The following is an 18388-nucleotide window of genomic DNA, read 5'->3' as shown; positions in this document are numbered from 1 at the left end:
TCTATACTACATAGATTTATGGAAAGTCCTCTTAATAACTTCTAATTGTTGTTCTCTAGTTAATCTATTAAAATTAACCGCATAACCTGAAACCCTTATGGTTAAAGAAGGATATTTTTCTGGATGTTCCATAGCATCTATTAATGTTTCTCTCTTTAGTACATTTACATTTAAGTGATGGGCACCTTGCATAAAGTATCCATCTAAAATAGAAATTAGATTGTTTATTCTATTATCTTCATCTTTACCTAGTGCTTCAGGTACTATAGAAAATGTATTTGAGATTCCATCTTGACACATAGAGCGATATGGAAGCTTTGCTACTGAATTTAATGATGCTAATGCACCATTTTCGTCTCTACCATGCATAGGGTTAGCTCCAGGTGCAAAGGGTTCTCCAACCTTTCTCCCATCAGGTGTAGCACCTGTCTTTTTACCATACACTACATTAGAAGTAATCGTTAAAACTGATAGAGAATGTTCTGCTCCTCTATATGTTTTATGTTTTTTTAACTCACTTGTAAATTTTGTTAATATCTCAACTGCTATATCATCAACTCTATCATCGTCGTTTCCATACTTAGGGAAATTTCCTTCAATCTCAAAATCTACTGCTATTCCATCTTTTCTTATAGGTCTTACCTTTCCATATTTAATTGCACTTAAAGAATCTGCTACTACAGATAATCCCGCTACTCCAAAGGCCATAAATCTCTCAACATCTGTATCATGTAAAGCCATAAGGCCAGCTTCATAGGCATATTTGTCATGCATATAGTGTATTATGTTCATTGTATTCACATAAAGTTCAGCTACATACTCTAAAACTTTAAAATAGCTTTCCTTAACCTTTTTATAATTAAGTATTTCATCTTCAATCTTTTCAATTCCAGGTACAACTTCAATCCCTTTTTTCTCATCAATTCCACCATTTATTGCACAAAGAAGGGCCTTTGCTAGATTACATCTTGCTCCAAAAAACTGCATCTGTTTTCCCATTTCCATGGCAGAAACACAGCAGGCAATTCCATAGTCATCTCCATAAATATTTCTCATTATGTCATCATTTTCATATTGAATAGAATCAGTTATTACTGACATTTTAGCACAATATCTTTTGAAGTTTTCTGGAAGCTTCTCAGACCATAAAACTGTCATATTTGGCTCTGGAGCAGGTCCTAAATTTGTTAAAGTATGAAGAAATCTATAGGAAGTCTTAGTTACAAGGGTTTTTCCATTAAGGGCCATTCCACCTATGGCCTCTGTAATCCAATTTGGATCTCCAGCAAACAGTTCATTATATTCTGGTGTCCTTAAGTGTCTTACTAATCTAAGCTTTATAACAAATTGGTCTATTATTTCCTGTGCTTCTTTTTCAGTTAATATTCCTCTTTTTAAATCCCTCTCTAAATATATATCAATAAAAGTGCTTGTCCTTCCCAATGACATAGCTGCACCGTTATTTTCCTTTATTCCTGCTAGATAGGCAAAGTATAAAAACTGAATAGCCTCTTTGGCATCTTTAGCTGGTTTAGAAATATCATATCCATAGGATTCAGCCATTTTCTTCATTTTGGTTAATGCATTTATCTGTTCAGTTACCTCTTCCCTCTTCCTGATTAATTCATCATTCATTGGGCCTTTTAGTCCTTTTAAATCTTTCTTCTTTTCCTCAATTAAACAATCTATTCCATATAGTGGTACTCTTCTATAATCTCCTATTATTCTTCCCCTACCATAAGCATCTGGAAGTCCTGTTAATAGGCCTGTAGTTCTGGCCTTTCTCATTTCTTCAGTATATGCATCAAAAACCCCTTGGTTATGAGTTTTTCTATATTTATTAAATGTTTTATCTACTTTTTCATCAATGTCATAACCATAGGCTTTAAGGGCTGACTCGACCATTCTTATACCACCAAAGGGATTAATCATTCTCTTTAATGGTTTGTCCGTCTGTAATCCAACTACTACCTCATTTTCTTTATCTATATAGCCTGGCTCAAAATTATCTATTCCTGATACATTTTTAGTATCAACATCAAGTACCCCTTTTTCAAGTTCCTCTAATAATAACTTTTTACATATACTCCATACCTTCTCAGTTCTTTCAGTAGTTCCAGTTAAAAAGCTTTCATCACCTTCATAAGGTGTATAATTTTTTTGAATAAAATCCCTTACATCTACAACCTCAGTCCATCTGCCTTTTTTAAATCCTTCCCATTCTTTTTTAAACATAAAAAATCCCTCCTTGACTTTTACCTTCTAAGCCCAGGAGGTTTATCAAAAAACATAAAGACCCCCTAGGCTTAGTAGTGCCCAGGCGGTCGGCATTACTTATAAATCACACTCCCTTGTGGTCAATTCCACTTCCGCCAGTCGTGTGATCCTTTTAATGAACTAAGTATCAAATTTTTGTAGAATCATTATAGCATATAGCTAACGTTTAGTCAATATTTTTATTAAAAGTTCGGTTAATACCCCTAATATTATAGAATATTTTTAAAAACGGTTATTAATATTCGTAATAAATAATTTTAAATTAATGATTGGAGTTTACTTAATGACATTCTATCTTGGTGTAAAATATCACCGGCTAATTTTCTGGATTTATCATCTAATTTACCCCTTAAAACCTTCTCTGCCATATTTATTCCCTTTGTTTCACCTTCTATGGCTTTTTCAATTATATATAAATTGTCTTTATCATTTAATTGATTATTTAATTTATAATCAGCCATTATACCCTTTAAGCCTATATTTTCATCAGGCTGTCCTCCTAAATTTTGTATATAATCTGCCAATCTAAAAATATTTTTTCTATGTTGCTTTTGAACTTCCTGAAATATTTTTTTAGTTTCATTATCTTTTACTTTGGAAATGAAGATATTAAATGTCTCTACCGCCATCTGTTCTCCTTGAAGTAATTGATTAAGAGCTTTCCTCTCTTTTTCTTTGCTGTCCATCTTAATTAACTCCTTTTATATTTTTTATTTATTTTCTCCATTTATATAACATTTTATTTTTATAATATAAAACTATAGCCAAAACTAATTTATCTTCGGGTTATTGAGTATCAATTGTTTTTAATACTTTCTAATAATTTTAGTCTACTTTATTGCATTATCAATTATTTGAATATATTTTCTAACTTCTTCATTATCTAGAGGTACCCCATAGTACCATGGCTTATCTGATGGTGGTAGTTTAGAAAAATATTTTGATTTGATAATTAACTCTGGTCTATATTCAAAATGGAGTATATCAAAGTGTCCCCATTTACCTCCCCATATAAAATTATTTTTTTCAAAAATTCTAACCACTTCTTTTGGAAACTGTTTTAATCTTTCTTGTCCCTGACTATTTGAAGCCCATCTCCAATAATCCCTTTTATCTCTTTTAAGGTCTATAGCAATTCCAAAGGAATGGGCACTTAATCTATTAGTACCTGCAATATAACGGTAGTTAAATGTACCATTAGCCGGAAATATATAAGAATATATGCTTGATTTCCTCTTTATAAGTAACATTATTTCTTGCATAGCTGCATTTAGATTTTCTGATGCATTATTTTTCCCATTAAAAGCAAAATACCTATATCCAACTTTTACACTTACGAGATTTTTCTGAACTTCACTTTGTGTATAACCATAAACCTCCTTCAACAAAGGATATACTCTAATTCTGCCAGGGTCATAATTCTTTTCCATCAAATTTTTAATCTCACCTAGAGGATATACCTGCTCCATCATATCTTGAATATCAGGATTGTTAAGTTTTTGACTATAGTTTTTCTTATTTTTATCATCATAAAGTATTTTTTTACCTGATTTCATAACTACATATACCCTATCATCAAACCCTTTTTCTATTTTTTTAATATAATCTGGATATGCCACCATAAGACTTAAAAGATCCCTCTTCATAGTTATAATATAATTATCTTTTTCTAAATCATTTAAAACAAAATTTTTTATCATTTTGTTTCCACTAAACCAAAATACAATTGTAAATAACAGTAATAGTACAAAAGATATTATTCTTTTCATCGTATTTGTACCTCTCTATTTATTAAATCTGTATCTTTATATGATTAGTATGTGAAAAGAGTATAATATGTATTAACCTTGTATAAAATAAGTTAAAATATAGATCTATTTCGATATAATTCGACAAAAAGAAAACGTTATTAAGTATATTAAAAAATACAAGAGAACTATTAGTATACATAATTTAAAAATTATGCTATAATATTAATTGGTGAAACAAACTAATTTTTTGTCAAATTATTATTAATAAAAAACAATAATTTGGAGGGATATTATGAGCAAAAAGGTAAATATCGATTGGGAGAACCTTGGTTTTGACTATATTAAGACAGATTATCGTTATGTTTCAAGATGGAAAGATGGTAAGTGGGACGAAGGAAAGCTTGTTGAAGATAACAAACTTTCTATAAGTGAAGCTTCAACTGCCCTTCACTATGGACAGCAGTGTTTTGAAGGATTAAAGGCTTACAGAACAAAGGATGGAAAAATTCAACTTTTCAGACCAGACCAAAATGCTAAGCGTTTAAACAAAAGCTGTAAACGTCTTCTTATGCCAGAAATTCCAGAAGAAAAGTTCATTGATGCATGTATTCAAGTTGTTAAAGCAAATGAGCATTACGTTCCACCATACGGAACAGGAGCAACTCTTTATATTAGACCTTTTGTAATAGGTGTTGGTGATAATGTTGGAGTAAAACCAGCTCCAGAGTACTTATTCTGCGTGTTCTGTGTTCCAGTAGGACCTTACTTTAAAGGAGGATTAACTCCTGTAAACTTTACTGTTTCAGATTATGATAGAGCTGCTCCTGAAGGAACTGGAGGAGTAAAAGTTGGAGGTAACTATGCAGCAAGTCTTCTTCCTCATGAATTAGCAGTTAAAAAAGGTTTTGCAGATTGTATTTATCTTGACCCAAGCACTCATACTAAAATTGAAGAGGTTGGAGCTGCTAACTTCTTTGGAATTACTAAAGATGATAAGTTTGTAACTCCTAAGTCACCATCAATACTTCCAAGTATTACTAAATACTCATTAATGCATGTTGCTAAAGAATACTTAGGAATGGAAGTAGAGGAAAGAGATGTTTACATTGATAAATTAGATGAGTTTAAAGAAGCAGGTGCATGTGGTACAGCAGCTGTAATAACACCTATTGGTGGAATAGAGTACAAAGGAGATTTACATGTATTCTACAGTGAAACAGAAGTTGGTCCTGTTACTAAAAAGCTTTATGATACTCTTACTGGAATTCAATTTGGAGATGTAGAAGCTCCAGAAGGATGGATTGTAGAAGTAAAGTAAAGTTTTAATAAAAAAATGCCAGAGAAAAACTCTGGCATTTTTTTATTCTAATATAACCTTTCCATCCTTTAATAATACTTTTATATTATCTCCCTCTTTAAACCTATTTTTAAGGTATTCCTCTGCTATTTCATCTTCAATATACTTCTGAATAGTCCTTCTTAAAGGACGGGCTCCATACTTTTCATCATATCCCTTTTCTAAGATAAACTCTTTTACTTCATCAGAAACCTCTATGGTCATTCCCTTTTCCCTTACTTCCTCAGCTACTTCTTTTAGCATAAGGTCAATAATTTTTCTAAGTTCTTCTTTAGTAAGATGGTTAAATATAATAATGTCATCTATTCTATTTAATAGCTCTGGTCTAAATGTTTCCTTTAAAGCATCTTTTACCTTGTTTTCTAACCTATTAAACTCATCTCTTCCAAATCCAATACCATTTGATTTAAAGCTTGTTCCTGCATTAGATGTCATTATTATTACTGTATTATCAAAATAAACTGTCCTACCTTGGCTATCTGTAAGTCTTCCATCCTCAAGGATCTGTAAAAGCATATTAAAAACATCATGATGGGCTTTTTCAATTTCATCTAGAAGAATAACAGAATATGGTTTTCTTCTTACCTTTTCTGTTAATTGTCCTCCTTGGTCGTAACCAACATATCCTGGAGGTGCTCCAATCAGCTTAGAAACTGTATGTTTTTCCATGTATTCAGACATATCTAAACGGATTAAATCTTCTTCACTTCCAAATAATTCTTCTGCTAATGTTTTAGCTAGTTCTGTTTTTCCTACACCTGTAGGACCTACAAATATAAAAGATGATGGTTTTTTCTTCTTTCTAAATCCAGATCTATTACGTCTAATTGTTTTAGCTAAACTTTCAACTGCCTTATGTTGACCTACAACTCTTTTGTGGAGTCTTTCTTCTAAATTTAATAGCTTTTGGGCCTCTTTTTCTGTAATCTTTTGCACAGGAATCTTAGTCCATGCTTCAATTACAAAGGCAATATCTTCAGCAGTTATCTCTACTTCACTACATTCCTTTTCTATCTCTTCAATTTTTTCTTCAAGTCTGCATTCTTTCATTTTATATTCAGCAGCCTTTTCATATTCATTATTTTCTGCTGCTTCTGCTCTCTTTTCTCTAATCTTATCCAATTCATCTTTCAAAGCTTCAATTTCAACAAGCCCCTTATTTTTTAAGTTAGCTCTAGAACCAGCTTCATCTATTAAGTCAATTGCTTTATCTGGTAAATATCTATCAGTTATATATCTTTTAGATAATTTTACTGCAGCTTCGATTACTTCATCTGATATTTTCACTTTGTGATAATCTTCATAATAATCCTTTATTCCCCTTAAAATTTCTATAGATTCATCTATAGATGGCTCTTCAACTAATACCGGTTGAAATCTTCTTTCTAAAGCAGAGTCTTTTTCTATATGTTTTCTATATTCTTCAAGGGTTGTTGCACCAATTATTTGTATATCTCCTCGAGCTAGGGCAGGCTTTAAAATATTTGCTGCATTCATAACTCCTCCATGTACTTCTCCTGCACCCATAATATTGTGTACCTCATCTATTACTAAGATCACATTACCATATTCCTTTGCTTCATTAATAATAGCCTTCATACGACCTTCAAACTGCCCTCTAAATTGAGTCCCTGCAACAACAGCAGTTAAGTCAAGAAGGTATACTTCTGTGTCATACAATTTCACAGGAACCTGTTTATTAACTATACGCACAGCCAATCCCTCTGCAATAGCTGTTTTTCCTACTCCAGGTTCTCCTATTAATACAGGATTATTTTTAGTTCTCCTATTTAATATTTGTACTACTCTGTCAATCTCTCTATGTCTTCCTATAATTTTATCTACTTCATTTCTTTTAGCCTTTTCTGTAAGGTTTATCCCATATTTATCTAGATACTTTTTCTTTTTGCTAAAAAACTTCTTCTTAAATCTAATACTTGATTTACCTTTTTTCTCAGAAGAAGCTTTTTCCTCTTCAGTTTTATTTTCTTTGTTCTCAGTATTAGTAATATTTGAATCCTTACTAAAGTTATTGTCTCCAGTAAACAAGTTCATAAATGGATTGTTATCCATATCTTCCATGTCTACATCTTCAAACATATTATTCATTTGTTCTGTTAAGTTTTCAACTTCTTCAGGAGTCATACCAATCTGTTGCATTATTTGGTCCATAACGGGAAGTCCCATTTTTTTAGCACACTCTATACATAAACCTTTAACCTTTGGTTCACCATTTTCAACCTTAGTTGTAAATACAACTGCTACGTTCTTTTTGCATACAGAACATTTTTTCATATGAATCATCTCCATCGTTGGTAGTATTATATTTAGTTCCAATTACATTATATTATAACATAGATAGTTTTAAGAATTAATGCCTCTTTCCTACGATTGTAAATTTGTATTTATCACTTCTAAAGTAAAGTTCTGTATATTCGAAAACTATGTTATTATCTAGTGTTGACCAAAGTACAACCTTTAGTATGGGCATATTATCCTTTAATTTTAACATTTTTTTCAAATTGTCATCAGGCAAAAGGGGTATAATCTCCTGATAACTTTCTTTTATTCTTAGATTTTTTGCCTTCTCTATATACTCATATTTAGATGAAAGCATCACTTCATAAGAAAGATCTGGGAAAAGCTTTACTGGAAGATAAGTGTTTTCTAGAACAACTGGTATATCATCAACATACCTTAATCTTTTAACAAAAAATGTTTTTTCTCCCTCATCTATTTTTAATATCTTCCTTACATTCTCTTCAGGCTCTCCCATTTTAAATTCTAAAATCTCGTTAACTGGTTCTTTATTCAGTTTTTTCATCTCTTCTGTAAAGCCTTGAACAGTATATATATTATGTTCTATTTTTGCCTCTTTTACATAAGTTCCACTTCCTTGAATCTTATATAAAAGTCCTTCCTTTACTAAAGTATCTATAGCCTGTCTAACAGTAACTCTACTTACATTATACTGTTTAGCAAGTTTATTTTCAGATGGAATTGCTTCTCCATATGAATAATTCCCATTTTTAATTTGTTCCTTTATCTTGTATGCAATTTGTCTATATAAAGGTGATGAATTGTGTTCCACTAAAATTACCTCCTGTTTTAACATTTCAACTTACTATTAAGAATAAAACAAATACCCATATTTTTCAAGCTAAAAAATTTCCTATTGACAAATATAAAAATTTGTATTAAATTTGTATTGTAAATGTTAGTACAAATTTAATTCAAATCAATGTAACCTAATTATACATGAGAGGGGGACAAATTTATGAAAAAGCAAAGGCTAGTTATTGTAGGAGCAGGGAGTACATACACTCTCGGCATGATAATGAGTTTAGTAAAAGAAAAAGAAAACTTCCCTTTAAAAAGCCTTATTTTCTATGATATTGATGCGGAAAGACAAGAAAGGGTTGCTAAGGCAACTGAAGTTATACTAAAGGAAAAATATCCTGAATTAGAAGAATTTAAATACACTACTGATAAAGAAGAAGCTTTTAAAGATGTAGATTTCGCATTCATACAAATAAGAACTGGCGGACTTAAAATGAGAGAAAAGGATGAAAAAATTTCTCTTAAGAATGGTGTAGTTGGCCAGGAAACTTGCGGCCCAGGTGGAATGGCTTATGGAATGAGATCAATTCCTGACATGATAGAATTAATAAAGGATATAAGAAAACATTCTCCTAATGCATGGATATTAAACTATACTAACCCAGCTGCTATTGTTGCTGAAGCTTTAAGAAGAGTTTTCCCAAATGATAAAAAGATATTAAACATCTGTGACATGCCAGCAGCAATAATGGTAAGCTATGCAAAAATTTTAGGAAAAGAAATTTGGGACTTAGTACCAGAATATTTCGGTTTAAATCACTTTGGTTGGTTTACTAAAATATATGATAAGGAAGGAAATGACCTTACTGATGAATTGAAAGACCATATTTTAAACAAAGGCTTCCTTCCAGAAGATGCTGAAATAGCAAATGATCAATCTTGGATAAAAACTTTTAAACAAGTAGAAGTTATGTTAAGAGATTTCCCTGAATATCTACCTAACACATACATGCAATATTATCTATATCCGCAAAAAATGGTTGAAAAAGAAGATCCAAACTATACTAGAGCAAATCAAGTAATGGACGGAAGAGAAAAAAGGGTTAAAGAGTTATGTAAAACTCTTATTGAAAACCAAACTACTGAAGGAGCTCATTTAGAGCCAGATATTCATGGAAGATATATGATCAGAGTAGCAGCATCATTAGCTTACAATAATGGCGATATATTCATTGTTATAGTTGAAAACAATGGAATTATATCTAATCTTCCTGATGATGCAATGGTTGAGGTTCCAGCTATGATAACAAACCATGGACCAAAGCCATTTGCAGTAGGTAAAATTCCAACTTTCTATAAAGGCCTTATTGAAGGACAGTTAGCATATGAAAAATTAGTTGTTGATGCTTTCTTTGAAAATGATTATGATAAAGCATTAAAGGCATTAACTCTAAACAGAACTGTAGTAAATGCACCAGTTGCTAGAAAGATCCTTGATGAATTAATTGAAGCAAATAAAGAATATTGGCCTGAATTAAACTAATAAAGAACTTAATTTTTCACATCATGGAACCCTATTATAGTGGGTTCTATGATGTGAACTTACCATAAAACAACTAACAAACTAAATGACGAGGAGGAAATATGATGAAACCAGATTTTGGGAAATTACAGAAGTTTGGTAAAGCCCTTATGGTACCAGTAGCATTACTTCCAGCTGCAGGAATCCTATTAGGAATAGGAGCTGCTTTAACAGGACCTCTAGCTGATCAAGTTGCTTTCTTACAAAATCCAATATTTACGAAGATAAGTTCTGGAATGTTAGAATTAGGTATTAGCCTCTTTGAAAACCTTCCCATGATTTTCGCTATAGGAGTTGCAATTGGACTTACAGGTGGTTCAGGAATTGCCGCACTAGCATCCTTTATAGGATACATAATAATGAACAGTACTATTTCTTTTGTAATGGACCTAACACCTGAAATGGCAGCGAATAGCGGAAAAATAGGAATGGCCCTTGGTATTCCGACTCTAGAAATGGGCGTATTTGGAGGTATTTTGGTTGGTCTTTTAGCAGTGTATATATATGAAAAGTTCCATACTTTCCAACCACCGGAAGTTTTAGGATTTTTCTCAGGAGATAGATTTGTTGGTATTGCAATGGTTTTCAGTTCTATAGTATTAGGCTTTGTTTTAATGGTTGTATGGCCACCAATTCAAGGTGTAATTGATGGTCTTGCAAACATTATAGCTTCTGACACTACGAATCCATTATATATTGGATTATATGGTTTCCTTGAAAGACTTTTAATTCCAACTGGACTTCACCATATTTGGTATGCTCCTTTCTTATGGACTTCACTTGGAGGTAGTGTAGAAATAGCAGGTAATTTAGTTGCAGGAGATCAATACATTTTCTTAAAACAAATAGCTGAGGGAGTAGAAGTAACAGCAGGAAGATTTATGGCAGGAAAATTCCCTATTATAATGTTTGGTCTTTTAGGGGCTGCTTTAGCAATGTATAGACATGCTGATAAGGACAAGCGACCTGTTGTAAAAGGAATGTTAATTGCAGCTGCAGGTACCGCTTTCCTAACTGGAATTACTGAACCAATTGAATTTACATTCTTATTCGTAGCACCAGCACTATATTTATATCACTCAATATTGGCAGGAATCTCCTTCGCAGTATGCTATATTTTAGATGTACACCTAGGATGGGCAGGAGGTTCAGGATTAATTGATTATATATTAGTAAACGTTTTTCCTGGTACTCCTAATTGGTGGATGAATATTGTTCTTGGAGCAGGATTCTTCGTTGTTTATTATTTCTCATTCTCATATGCAATTACTAAGTGGAATTTAGCAACTCCTGGTAGAGGTGGACAAGAAGCAAAACTTTATAGAAGAAGTGACTATAACAAGAAAAAAGCAGGAAAGAAACAAAAAAATCAAGAATTAGCTTTACAAATAATTGATGCTTTTGGTGGAAGGGAAAACATTAAACATGTTGATGCATGTTTTACAAGACTTAGAGTAGAAGTTGATAATAAGGACTTAGTAAATGAAGAACAACTAAAATCACTGGGAGCAGCTGGAGTTGTAAAAGTAAAGAACAATATTCAAGCAGTATTTGGAGGGCATTCAGATATCTATAAAAATGAAATAAATAGAATAATAGCATCTTAATAGGGACAATGGTTACTCCATTGTCCCTATTCTTTATATTAATCACCCCACTTAAAACTAATGAATATTATAAAGAAAAAATAAAAGGTGGGATAACTTGGAAAGACTCAATCCACAAAAATTATTCGTTGAGTTTAGAAATGGAGTAACTAAGTTAAGACCCATTATACCAAGACGTTATACACTAACTCACTCTGATATTACTGCTGAATTGTTTTTAACTATAGGAAAATATTATGCTTATGATAAAATAAATCCAACAAGGGATGAAGTATTAGCAGAATGGAAAATTAGAAATAATAGATATATTTTTTGTGTATATGTATATGTAGATGGGAAGTTTAGACCCATGAATACCTATATCAGAAATAAAATTTTCATTCGTGAGTTACCTTTAGCCCTCGAAGCTATACGATTTGGTGATAAAGAGTTTTTTAATATCCATCCCTATTTAGATAACGCACCCGTTTTTGTATATTTCGATTCCATAAATCCATATTTTAACCGTATTGAATACTGGGGAACCCTTTCGGACTATAAATAGTTTTAAAAGGTGATAAAGCATTTGCTCTATCACCTTTTTTGCTTTATACACTTAATTGTTTAGTACAATCCTCTACTCTTATACTTTAATACCCGAACTATTTTATGTTGTTTAATCTATATATTCGTTATAATCCGAAATATATATATTCCCACTACAAAAAAATTCGAATTTCCTATTGACTATTAGATATTAAATATATTAATATATATTAATGTGCGAATATTAATCTAGTCTATAATAATATAATTCGTGCTATGTCTTATAAAATTTCTATCATTATATTTAATTTACGCCATTTTGTTTTTTAAAGCTATATTCTAAAGGGAGGCTTAATTTATGGAAATAACTAAAGTAAAAAACTCTACTTCACCATTGGAAAAAATGTTTAGACTAAAGGATAATAACACAAATGTAAAAACAGAAATAATGGCTGGTATAACTACATTTATGACTATGGCATATATACTAGTAGTAAATCCAAATATTTTATCTTCTACAGGAATGGATTCTGGAGCATTATTTACTGCAACGGCTTTATCTTCAATTATTGCTACATTAGTAATGGCCTTTCATGCTAATCTTCCATTTGCACTGGCACCAGCTATGGGACCAAATGCATTTTTTGCTTTTACTGTAGTATTAGGAACGGGATATTCTTGGGAAACTGCATTAACAGCTGTATTTTTAGAAGGTATTATATTTATTGTTCTAACTTTTCTTAATATAAGAGAAGCAATTGTTAATGCAATACCTTTAACATTAAAAAAAGCTGTTTCTGTTGGTATTGGACTATTTATAGCTTTTTTAGGCCTTTATAACTCAGGTATAGTAAAAAGTGGTATGTTCCATGTGGGAGATGGCAAACTGGATGGTCTTCCTGTTACCCTAGGTAATATTACTTCAGGTTCAGGACTTCTTGCTTTACTTGGACTAATTATAACTGGTTTCTTGTTAGCTAAAAAAATAAAAGGGGCATTACTACTAGGTATAATAATTACAACAATTATTGGTATTCCTATGGGGGTTACACAACTACCTGAAGGATTAAAGTTTATCGCTACACCACCATCTTTAAAACCTATATTTTTTAAGCTAGACTTTACCAATATATTTACTATAGAAATGTTAATAGTACTATTTACTTTTCTATTTGTTGATATGTTTGATACAGTTGGTACACTAGTAGGAGTTGCTACAAAAACAAACATGTTAGATAAAGATGGTAATGTGCCTAGAGCTAAACAGGCGCTATTTGCAGATTCTATAGGAACAACTTTTGGTGCACTATTAGGAACTAGTACAGTTACTACTTATGTTGAAAGTGCATCAGGGGTAGCTGAAGGTGGTAGAACTGGACTTACAGCTTTATCAACAGCTTGTATGTTTATAATAGCCCTATTTCTATCTCCATTATTTATAATGATACCATCTGCTGCTACAGCACCAGCTTTAATATTGGTAGGGCTTTTTATGATGTCACCAATAAAAGATATAGACTTTAATGATTTCACTGAAGCAATTCCTGCCTTCTTAACAATTATCATGATGCCATTAACCTATAGTATTTCAGAAGGTATAGTATTTGGTATGATAAGTTATGTAGTTTTAAAACTTTTAATAGGTAAGTATAAAGAGATTTCTCCATTAATGTATGGAACTGTGATACTCTTTGTAGTAAAAATATTATTTGGATAAAGGTCAATTATCGAGGGATGTTTTCATCCCTCGATTTTTTATTTATAAAATTGATAAAATTTATAATTGGATATATCATAATATTAGTTGTGAAATAAGGATAAGGTAGGTTGGATAATATGAATATTTTAATAATAGAACCCTATTATACTGGTTCCCACGCTGTTTGGGCCAATAGTTACAGAAAATACAGTAGACATAATGTAGAAATTTTAAGTATGGATGGTCGCTTCTGGAAATGGCGTATGCATGGTGGTGCTATCCATCTAGCTAAGGAGTTTTTATCAATTGACTTTAATCCTGATCTTATAATTGCTACAGATATGTTAGATTTAACAACTTTCATAGCACTAGCTAAAGAAAAACTAGATAATACAAAGATTTGCATGTATTTCCATGAAAATCAATTATCATATCCATGGTCCCCTAGAGATAAAGACGTTCAACTTAAAAGGGATTTACACTATGGTTTTATAAACTACTCATCAGTATTAGCTTCAGATTACATATTTTTTAATTCAAAGTATCATATGGATTCGTTTTTAAATTCATTATATTCATTTTTAAAGTCTATGCCAGATTATAGAGGACTAGATAATATTAAGTTAATAAAGAAAAAAGGTCGTGTTTTAAACTTAGGATTAGACCTAGAAAAATTTGATAAATATAAAGATATTGAAAAGATAAAAGAACCTCTTATCATATGGAACCATAGATGGGAATATGATAAAAATCCTGATGACTTTTTTAAAGCATTGAAAATAATAAAAAATAAAGGGGTTAATTTTAAGGTAGCAGTTTTAGGTAAAGACTACAAGGAAAAGCCTAAATCTTTTTTAATAGCAAAAGAAGAATTAAAAGATAATATTGTTGCATTTGGAATGACAAAAGAGTTTTCTGATTATGCTAAATGGCTTAATAGAGCTGATATACTGCCTGTTACATCTAATCAAGAATTTTTTGGCATAAGTGTGATGGAGGCAATATATTGTAACTGTTATCCTATTTTACCTAAAAGACTTACATATCCTGAATTAATTCCCTATGAAAAATATAAAAGCCATTTTTATCATGATTTTAATGAGCTTGTTGGAAAATTGGAAACTGCAATTAAAAATATCAATGAAATAAGAAAAATATCACTACGTCCTTTAGCATCTAAATATAATTGGAAGGTAATGGTTAAATTATATGATAACCTATTTGAAAAAGTAGTTAGTAAATAATAATTAACTTTTTGGGGGGATATAACTTGATTATTGGTCTTGATACTGGTGGTACCCATGTAGATGCTGTTATTGTTGAAGATGGCAAAATAATTGATACTGCTAAAAAAAACACTAACAAAGATAATTTGTTTATTTCTATTTGGGAAACATTAGAAGAGCTTTTAAAAAATAAAAACTTAAATAGTATTAAAAAAGTCAACTTAAGTACTACTATATCAACAAATGCTGTCATTGAGGGTAAAAATAATCCTGTAGCAATGTTTATAGAAAGTGGTCCTGGAATTGATCCTTCAAATTTTACCTGTGGTGATTATACTGTATTTCTTAATGGATATATAGACCATAGAGGAAGGGAAATTAAGCCCTTTAGCAGCGAACTTGTACATAAGGAAGCTAAAAAGATAATATCTAAAGGTGTTAAAGCTGCTTCTGTAGTTACAAAGTTTTCTACAAGAAATCTATCCCATGAGCTTGCAATTAAAAATATACTTAAAGATTATGGATTTTCACCTATTACAATGGGACATAAGCTTTCCGGTAATTTAAGTTTCCCTAGAAGAATATATACAGCTTATCTAAATTCTACTGTATATAACTCTTTTAATAATTTCTCTATTGCTATAAAAAATGCCTTTATAAATAAGGGAATTAATATCCCTATACATATATTAAAGGCTGACGGCGGTACACTTGAATTAGAAAATGCATCTATTTATCCAGTTCAAACTATTCTATCAGGCCCGGCAGCTAGTGTAATGGGCTGTCTTGCATTTTTTAATTTAAATAGTGATGCAATATTACTTGATATTGGTGGTACAACAACAGATATCTCTTTTTTAGCAGATGGAGTCCCACTACTTGTACCAAATGGAATAACTATTTCTAATTATCCTACTCTAATAAGATCTATTTACAATGTTTCAATAGGACTTGGAGGCGACAGTGCAATAAAGGTTAATGAAAAAGGAGAAATTGTTATAGGACCAAAACGTCAAGGTCCTCCAATGGCCTTAGATGGTCTTACACCAACTCCTAGCGATGCAATGATAGTATTAGGAAAGCTTAATTTTGGTAATAGAAAAAAGGCATTAGAAGCAATGAAAATTATTGGAGATAAGTTAAATATAAATCCTGAAGAAATGGCTAAGAAAATATATGATAAGTTCGGTGAAATAATTAAACATAAAGTATTTAGTCTTCTTAAAGAAATTAATAGTAAGCCAGTATATACAATCCATGAACTTCTTTATAGTAAAAAAATAAAACCTAAAAAGATTATAGCTATAGGTGGTCCTGCAAAAGCCGTTTCTCATATACTTGAGGAAAAGTTTAGAATACCTTGTAAAGTGCCTAAAAATTATGATATAGCAAATGCTGTTGGTGCTGCATTAGCAAAAAGAACCTTTGAAATTAATCTAATGGCTGATACAGAATGCAAAAAACTTTCTGTCCCAGAGATGGGTATTTATAAAAATATTGATAATAGCTATAGCCTAGATAAGGCAAAGAAAGATGCTATAGAACTACTTATAGAAGGTACAAAGGATTTTTATGTAGATTATAATCCAGATGACATTGAAATTACTGAAGAAAGTAGCTTTAATATGGTAAGGGGGTTCTTTACTTCAGGTAAAAATATTAGGGTAAAGGCGCAAATTAAACCTGGACTTATCCAAAGAATTGGAGGGATAAATAATGCTTAAGGCAAAAAAAAGATTAGGACTTGTTTTCTTTCCTGCCTTTGACTGGCAAATAAGTCCAACTCATCCTGAAAGAGAAGAAAGACTTTTATATACAATGGACCAGCTTAAAGAGGAGGGTATCTTTGACATAGATGGAATTGAACTTTTTAATCCAGTCATTGCCACAGAAAAAGATATTAATAGAGTTCATTTTTGCTATCCTGATGTAAATACAAAAGTTCCAAAATCCCATCTTATTTCTGCTGGAGGTGCAATAAGGGCTGCTGAAGCTGTACTAAATAACGAAACAGAAAAATCCTTTGCTATAGTAAGACCCCCCGGTCATCATGCCCATAGGATTGTATATGGTGATAGGGGGTTTTGTATAATTAACATTGAAGCAGTTATGGTTGAGTACATAAGGAAAAAATACGGTAATAAGAAAATTGCCATAATAGATACTGATTGTCATCATGGTGATGGAACCCAAGATATATATTGGAATGATAAAGATACTCTTTTTATATCCCTCCATCAGGACGGTAGAACTTTATTTCCCGGAAGTGGATTTCAAGATGAATTAGGTGGACCAGGAGCCTTTGGATATAATTTAAATATACCTTTACCTCCTAATACAGGTGAAGAAGGTTTTTTATATGTATTAGATAATCTTATTCTTCCTATACTTGAAGAATATAAACCTGACATCATAATAAACTCTGCTGGGCAAGATAATCATTATACTGACCCTATAACTAACATGAATTTCACGGCACAGGGCTATGGAAAGCTTAATGAAAAGTTAAACCCTGACATAGCTGTTTTAGAAGGAGGCTATTCAATTGAAGGAGCCCTTCCTTACATTAACCTCGGTATAATATTAGCTATGGCAGGACTTGACTATAGCAAAGTAAAAGAACCTGATTATACTCCTGAAAAAGTAAGTCAATCTGAGGAAATTACAAAATATATAAAAAGGTTATGTAGTGATATTTATTCAAACTGGAAAAACCGTGAAGCATTAGCTGAAAAACTATTTAAAGATAAAGAATATGTTATAAGGAATAAGAGAATCTATTATGACACAGATGGAATAATGGAAAATCAAGAAGAAAAGATAAAGGTATGTTCATCATGTTCAGGTTTAATAATAATAAAGTCAAAATCAGACAGGGGAGATAAATTATTAGCAATAATAATCCCTAGAGATGGTTGTGATAGTTGTATTAATAAAGGTTATGAACTATACAAAACAACACAAAAAGGTAAATTCTCAAAAATTTACCTTCAAGACAAAGTAAATGATGAATTTTTCTCTAAAATATAGTATAATAAATATGCTATAATATTACGTGGTATTAAAAATCTATATAATCTATTTTTATGAATGTGAAGTAGACAATAGTAGTAGCTAGGCTGGTGAGCTTAAATATGCATACTGCAGATTTAGGTAAACCAGCCATTTTAGAGTGAAACTATTGTCGAAAAACATTTCGTAGAGCTGGGGTCTGTTTAGGTTCAAAATGGGCCTAAACTATACTACTAAATCATATTAGTGGTATAAAGTGAGCTAAAGTTTAGCGAAACTTAGGCACTCTACC

Annotated in this window: 13 protein-coding genes and 1 riboswitch; of the genes, 8 read left to right on the top strand and 5 right to left on the bottom strand. The window is 31.4% G+C overall.

What is annotated here, in order from left to right; genetic code table 11:
- Positions 1 to 6: 6 nt before the first annotated feature.
- The 3 genes from pflB to BET03_RS11620 all read right to left on the bottom strand — a co-directional run bounded on the left by pflB (position 7) and on the right by BET03_RS11620 (position 4046).
- Positions 7 to 2235 (bottom strand): formate C-acetyltransferase, encoded by a 2229-nt coding sequence (gene pflB / locus BET03_RS11630; protein WP_120170470.1) that lies wholly within the window; start codon positions 2233 to 2235, stop codon positions 7 to 9.
- 72 nt (positions 2236 to 2307) lie between these two features.
- Positions 2308 to 2390: riboswitch (ZMP/ZTP riboswitch) on the bottom strand.
- 144 nt (positions 2391 to 2534) lie between these two features.
- Positions 2535 to 2963, bottom strand: coding sequence for a DUF2383 domain-containing protein (locus BET03_RS11625; protein ID WP_120170469.1), 429 nt, complete (start codon positions 2961 to 2963; stop codon positions 2535 to 2537).
- Positions 2964 to 3107: 144 nt separating this feature from the next.
- Positions 3108 to 4046, bottom strand: a complete 939-nt coding sequence (locus BET03_RS11620; RefSeq protein ID WP_120170468.1) for a M15 family metallopeptidase — start codon at positions 4044 to 4046, stop codon at positions 3108 to 3110.
- A gap of 274 nt (positions 4047 to 4320) precedes the next feature.
- Here BET03_RS11620 and BET03_RS11615 point away from each other — a divergent pair, with 274 nt between their 5' ends.
- Positions 4321 to 5346, top strand: coding sequence for a branched-chain amino acid aminotransferase (locus BET03_RS11615; protein WP_120170467.1), 1026 nt, complete (start codon positions 4321 to 4323; stop codon positions 5344 to 5346).
- 42 nt (positions 5347 to 5388) lie between these two features.
- On the opposite strand, the gene BET03_RS11610 is transcribed toward BET03_RS11615, so the two are convergent.
- Both BET03_RS11610 and BET03_RS11605 read right to left on the bottom strand, forming a co-directional pair.
- On the bottom strand, positions 5389 to 7680 hold the full coding sequence (locus BET03_RS11610; RefSeq protein ID WP_120170466.1) for an ATP-dependent Clp protease ATP-binding subunit: 2292 nt from the start codon (positions 7678 to 7680) through the stop codon (positions 5389 to 5391).
- Between the two features lie 76 nt (positions 7681 to 7756).
- Positions 7757 to 8476, bottom strand: coding sequence for a GntR family transcriptional regulator (locus BET03_RS11605; protein WP_120170465.1), 720 nt, complete (start codon positions 8474 to 8476; stop codon positions 7757 to 7759).
- A 186-nt stretch (positions 8477 to 8662) separates the two neighbouring features.
- On the opposite strand from BET03_RS11605, the gene BET03_RS11600 reads away from it, so the two are divergent.
- From BET03_RS11600 to BET03_RS11570, 7 genes are all read left to right on the top strand, one after another.
- Positions 8663 to 9988, top strand: coding sequence for a 6-phospho-alpha-glucosidase (locus BET03_RS11600; RefSeq protein WP_120170464.1), 1326 nt, complete (start codon positions 8663 to 8665; stop codon positions 9986 to 9988).
- A 104-nt stretch (positions 9989 to 10092) separates the two neighbouring features.
- Entirely contained in the window at positions 10093 to 11634 is a 1542-nt protein-coding gene (locus tag BET03_RS11595) for a PTS transporter subunit EIIC (RefSeq protein WP_120170463.1), read from the top strand.
- 97 nt (positions 11635 to 11731) lie between these two features.
- Positions 11732 to 12178: a staygreen family protein gene (locus BET03_RS11590; RefSeq protein ID WP_120170462.1), complete on the top strand. Its 447-nt coding sequence runs from the start codon at positions 11732 to 11734 to the stop codon at positions 12176 to 12178.
- A 339-nt stretch (positions 12179 to 12517) separates the two neighbouring features.
- Entirely contained in the window at positions 12518 to 13876 is a 1359-nt protein-coding gene (locus BET03_RS11585) for an NCS2 family permease (protein WP_120170461.1), read from the top strand.
- A 119-nt stretch (positions 13877 to 13995) separates the two neighbouring features.
- A complete protein-coding gene (locus BET03_RS11580) occupies positions 13996 to 15102 on the top strand; it encodes a tRNA-queuosine alpha-mannosyltransferase domain-containing protein (protein ID WP_120170460.1) in 1107 nt (368 codons plus the stop codon).
- A 26-nt stretch (positions 15103 to 15128) separates the two neighbouring features.
- The gene (locus BET03_RS11575) at positions 15129 to 16808 is read left to right on the top strand and encodes a hydantoinase/oxoprolinase family protein (protein WP_120170459.1); all 1680 of its coding nucleotides are present in this window, start codon (positions 15129 to 15131) and stop codon (positions 16806 to 16808) included.
- The gene (locus BET03_RS11570) at positions 16801 to 18114 is read left to right on the top strand and encodes a histone deacetylase family protein (protein ID WP_120170458.1); all 1314 of its coding nucleotides are present in this window, start codon (positions 16801 to 16803) and stop codon (positions 18112 to 18114) included. Before BET03_RS11575 ends, BET03_RS11570 begins: the two co-directional genes overlap by 8 nt.
- The last annotated feature ends 274 nt before the right edge of the window (positions 18115 to 18388 follow it).

This window comes from Thermohalobacter berrensis (assembly GCF_003609645.1).
Classification (GTDB): domain Bacteria; phylum Bacillota; class Clostridia; order Tissierellales; family Thermohalobacteraceae; genus Thermohalobacter; species Thermohalobacter berrensis.
The sequence above is the reverse complement of the archived record's forward strand: the minus strand, read 5'-3'. Positions and strand labels throughout refer to the sequence as shown.

Excerpts from the sequence above, each read along its gene's own strand:
- BET03_RS11615 (WP_120170467.1), top strand. The coding sequence starts at position 4,321 with ATGAGCAAAAAGGTAAATATCGATTGGGAGAACCTTGGTTTTGACTAT.
- pflB (WP_120170470.1), bottom strand. The coding sequence starts at position 2,235 with ATGTTTAAAAAAGAATGGGAAGGATTTAAAAAAGGCAGATGGACTGAG.
- BET03_RS11610 (WP_120170466.1), bottom strand. The coding sequence starts at position 7,680 with ATGAAAAAATGTTCTGTATGCAAAAAGAACGTAGCAGTTGTATTTACA.
- BET03_RS11570 (WP_120170458.1), top strand. The coding sequence starts at position 16,801 with ATGCTTAAGGCAAAAAAAAGATTAGGACTTGTTTTCTTTCCTGCCTTT.
- BET03_RS11625 (WP_120170469.1), bottom strand. The coding sequence starts at position 2,963 with ATGGACAGCAAAGAAAAAGAGAGGAAAGCTCTTAATCAATTACTTCAA.
- BET03_RS11620 (WP_120170468.1), bottom strand. The coding sequence starts at position 4,046 with ATGAAAAGAATAATATCTTTTGTACTATTACTGTTATTTACAATTGTA.
- BET03_RS11585 (WP_120170461.1), top strand. The coding sequence starts at position 12,518 with ATGGAAATAACTAAAGTAAAAAACTCTACTTCACCATTGGAAAAAATG.
- BET03_RS11600 (WP_120170464.1), top strand. The coding sequence starts at position 8,663 with ATGAAAAAGCAAAGGCTAGTTATTGTAGGAGCAGGGAGTACATACACT.
- BET03_RS11580 (WP_120170460.1), top strand. The coding sequence starts at position 13,996 with ATGAATATTTTAATAATAGAACCCTATTATACTGGTTCCCACGCTGTT.
- BET03_RS11595 (WP_120170463.1), top strand. The coding sequence starts at position 10,093 with ATGAAACCAGATTTTGGGAAATTACAGAAGTTTGGTAAAGCCCTTATG.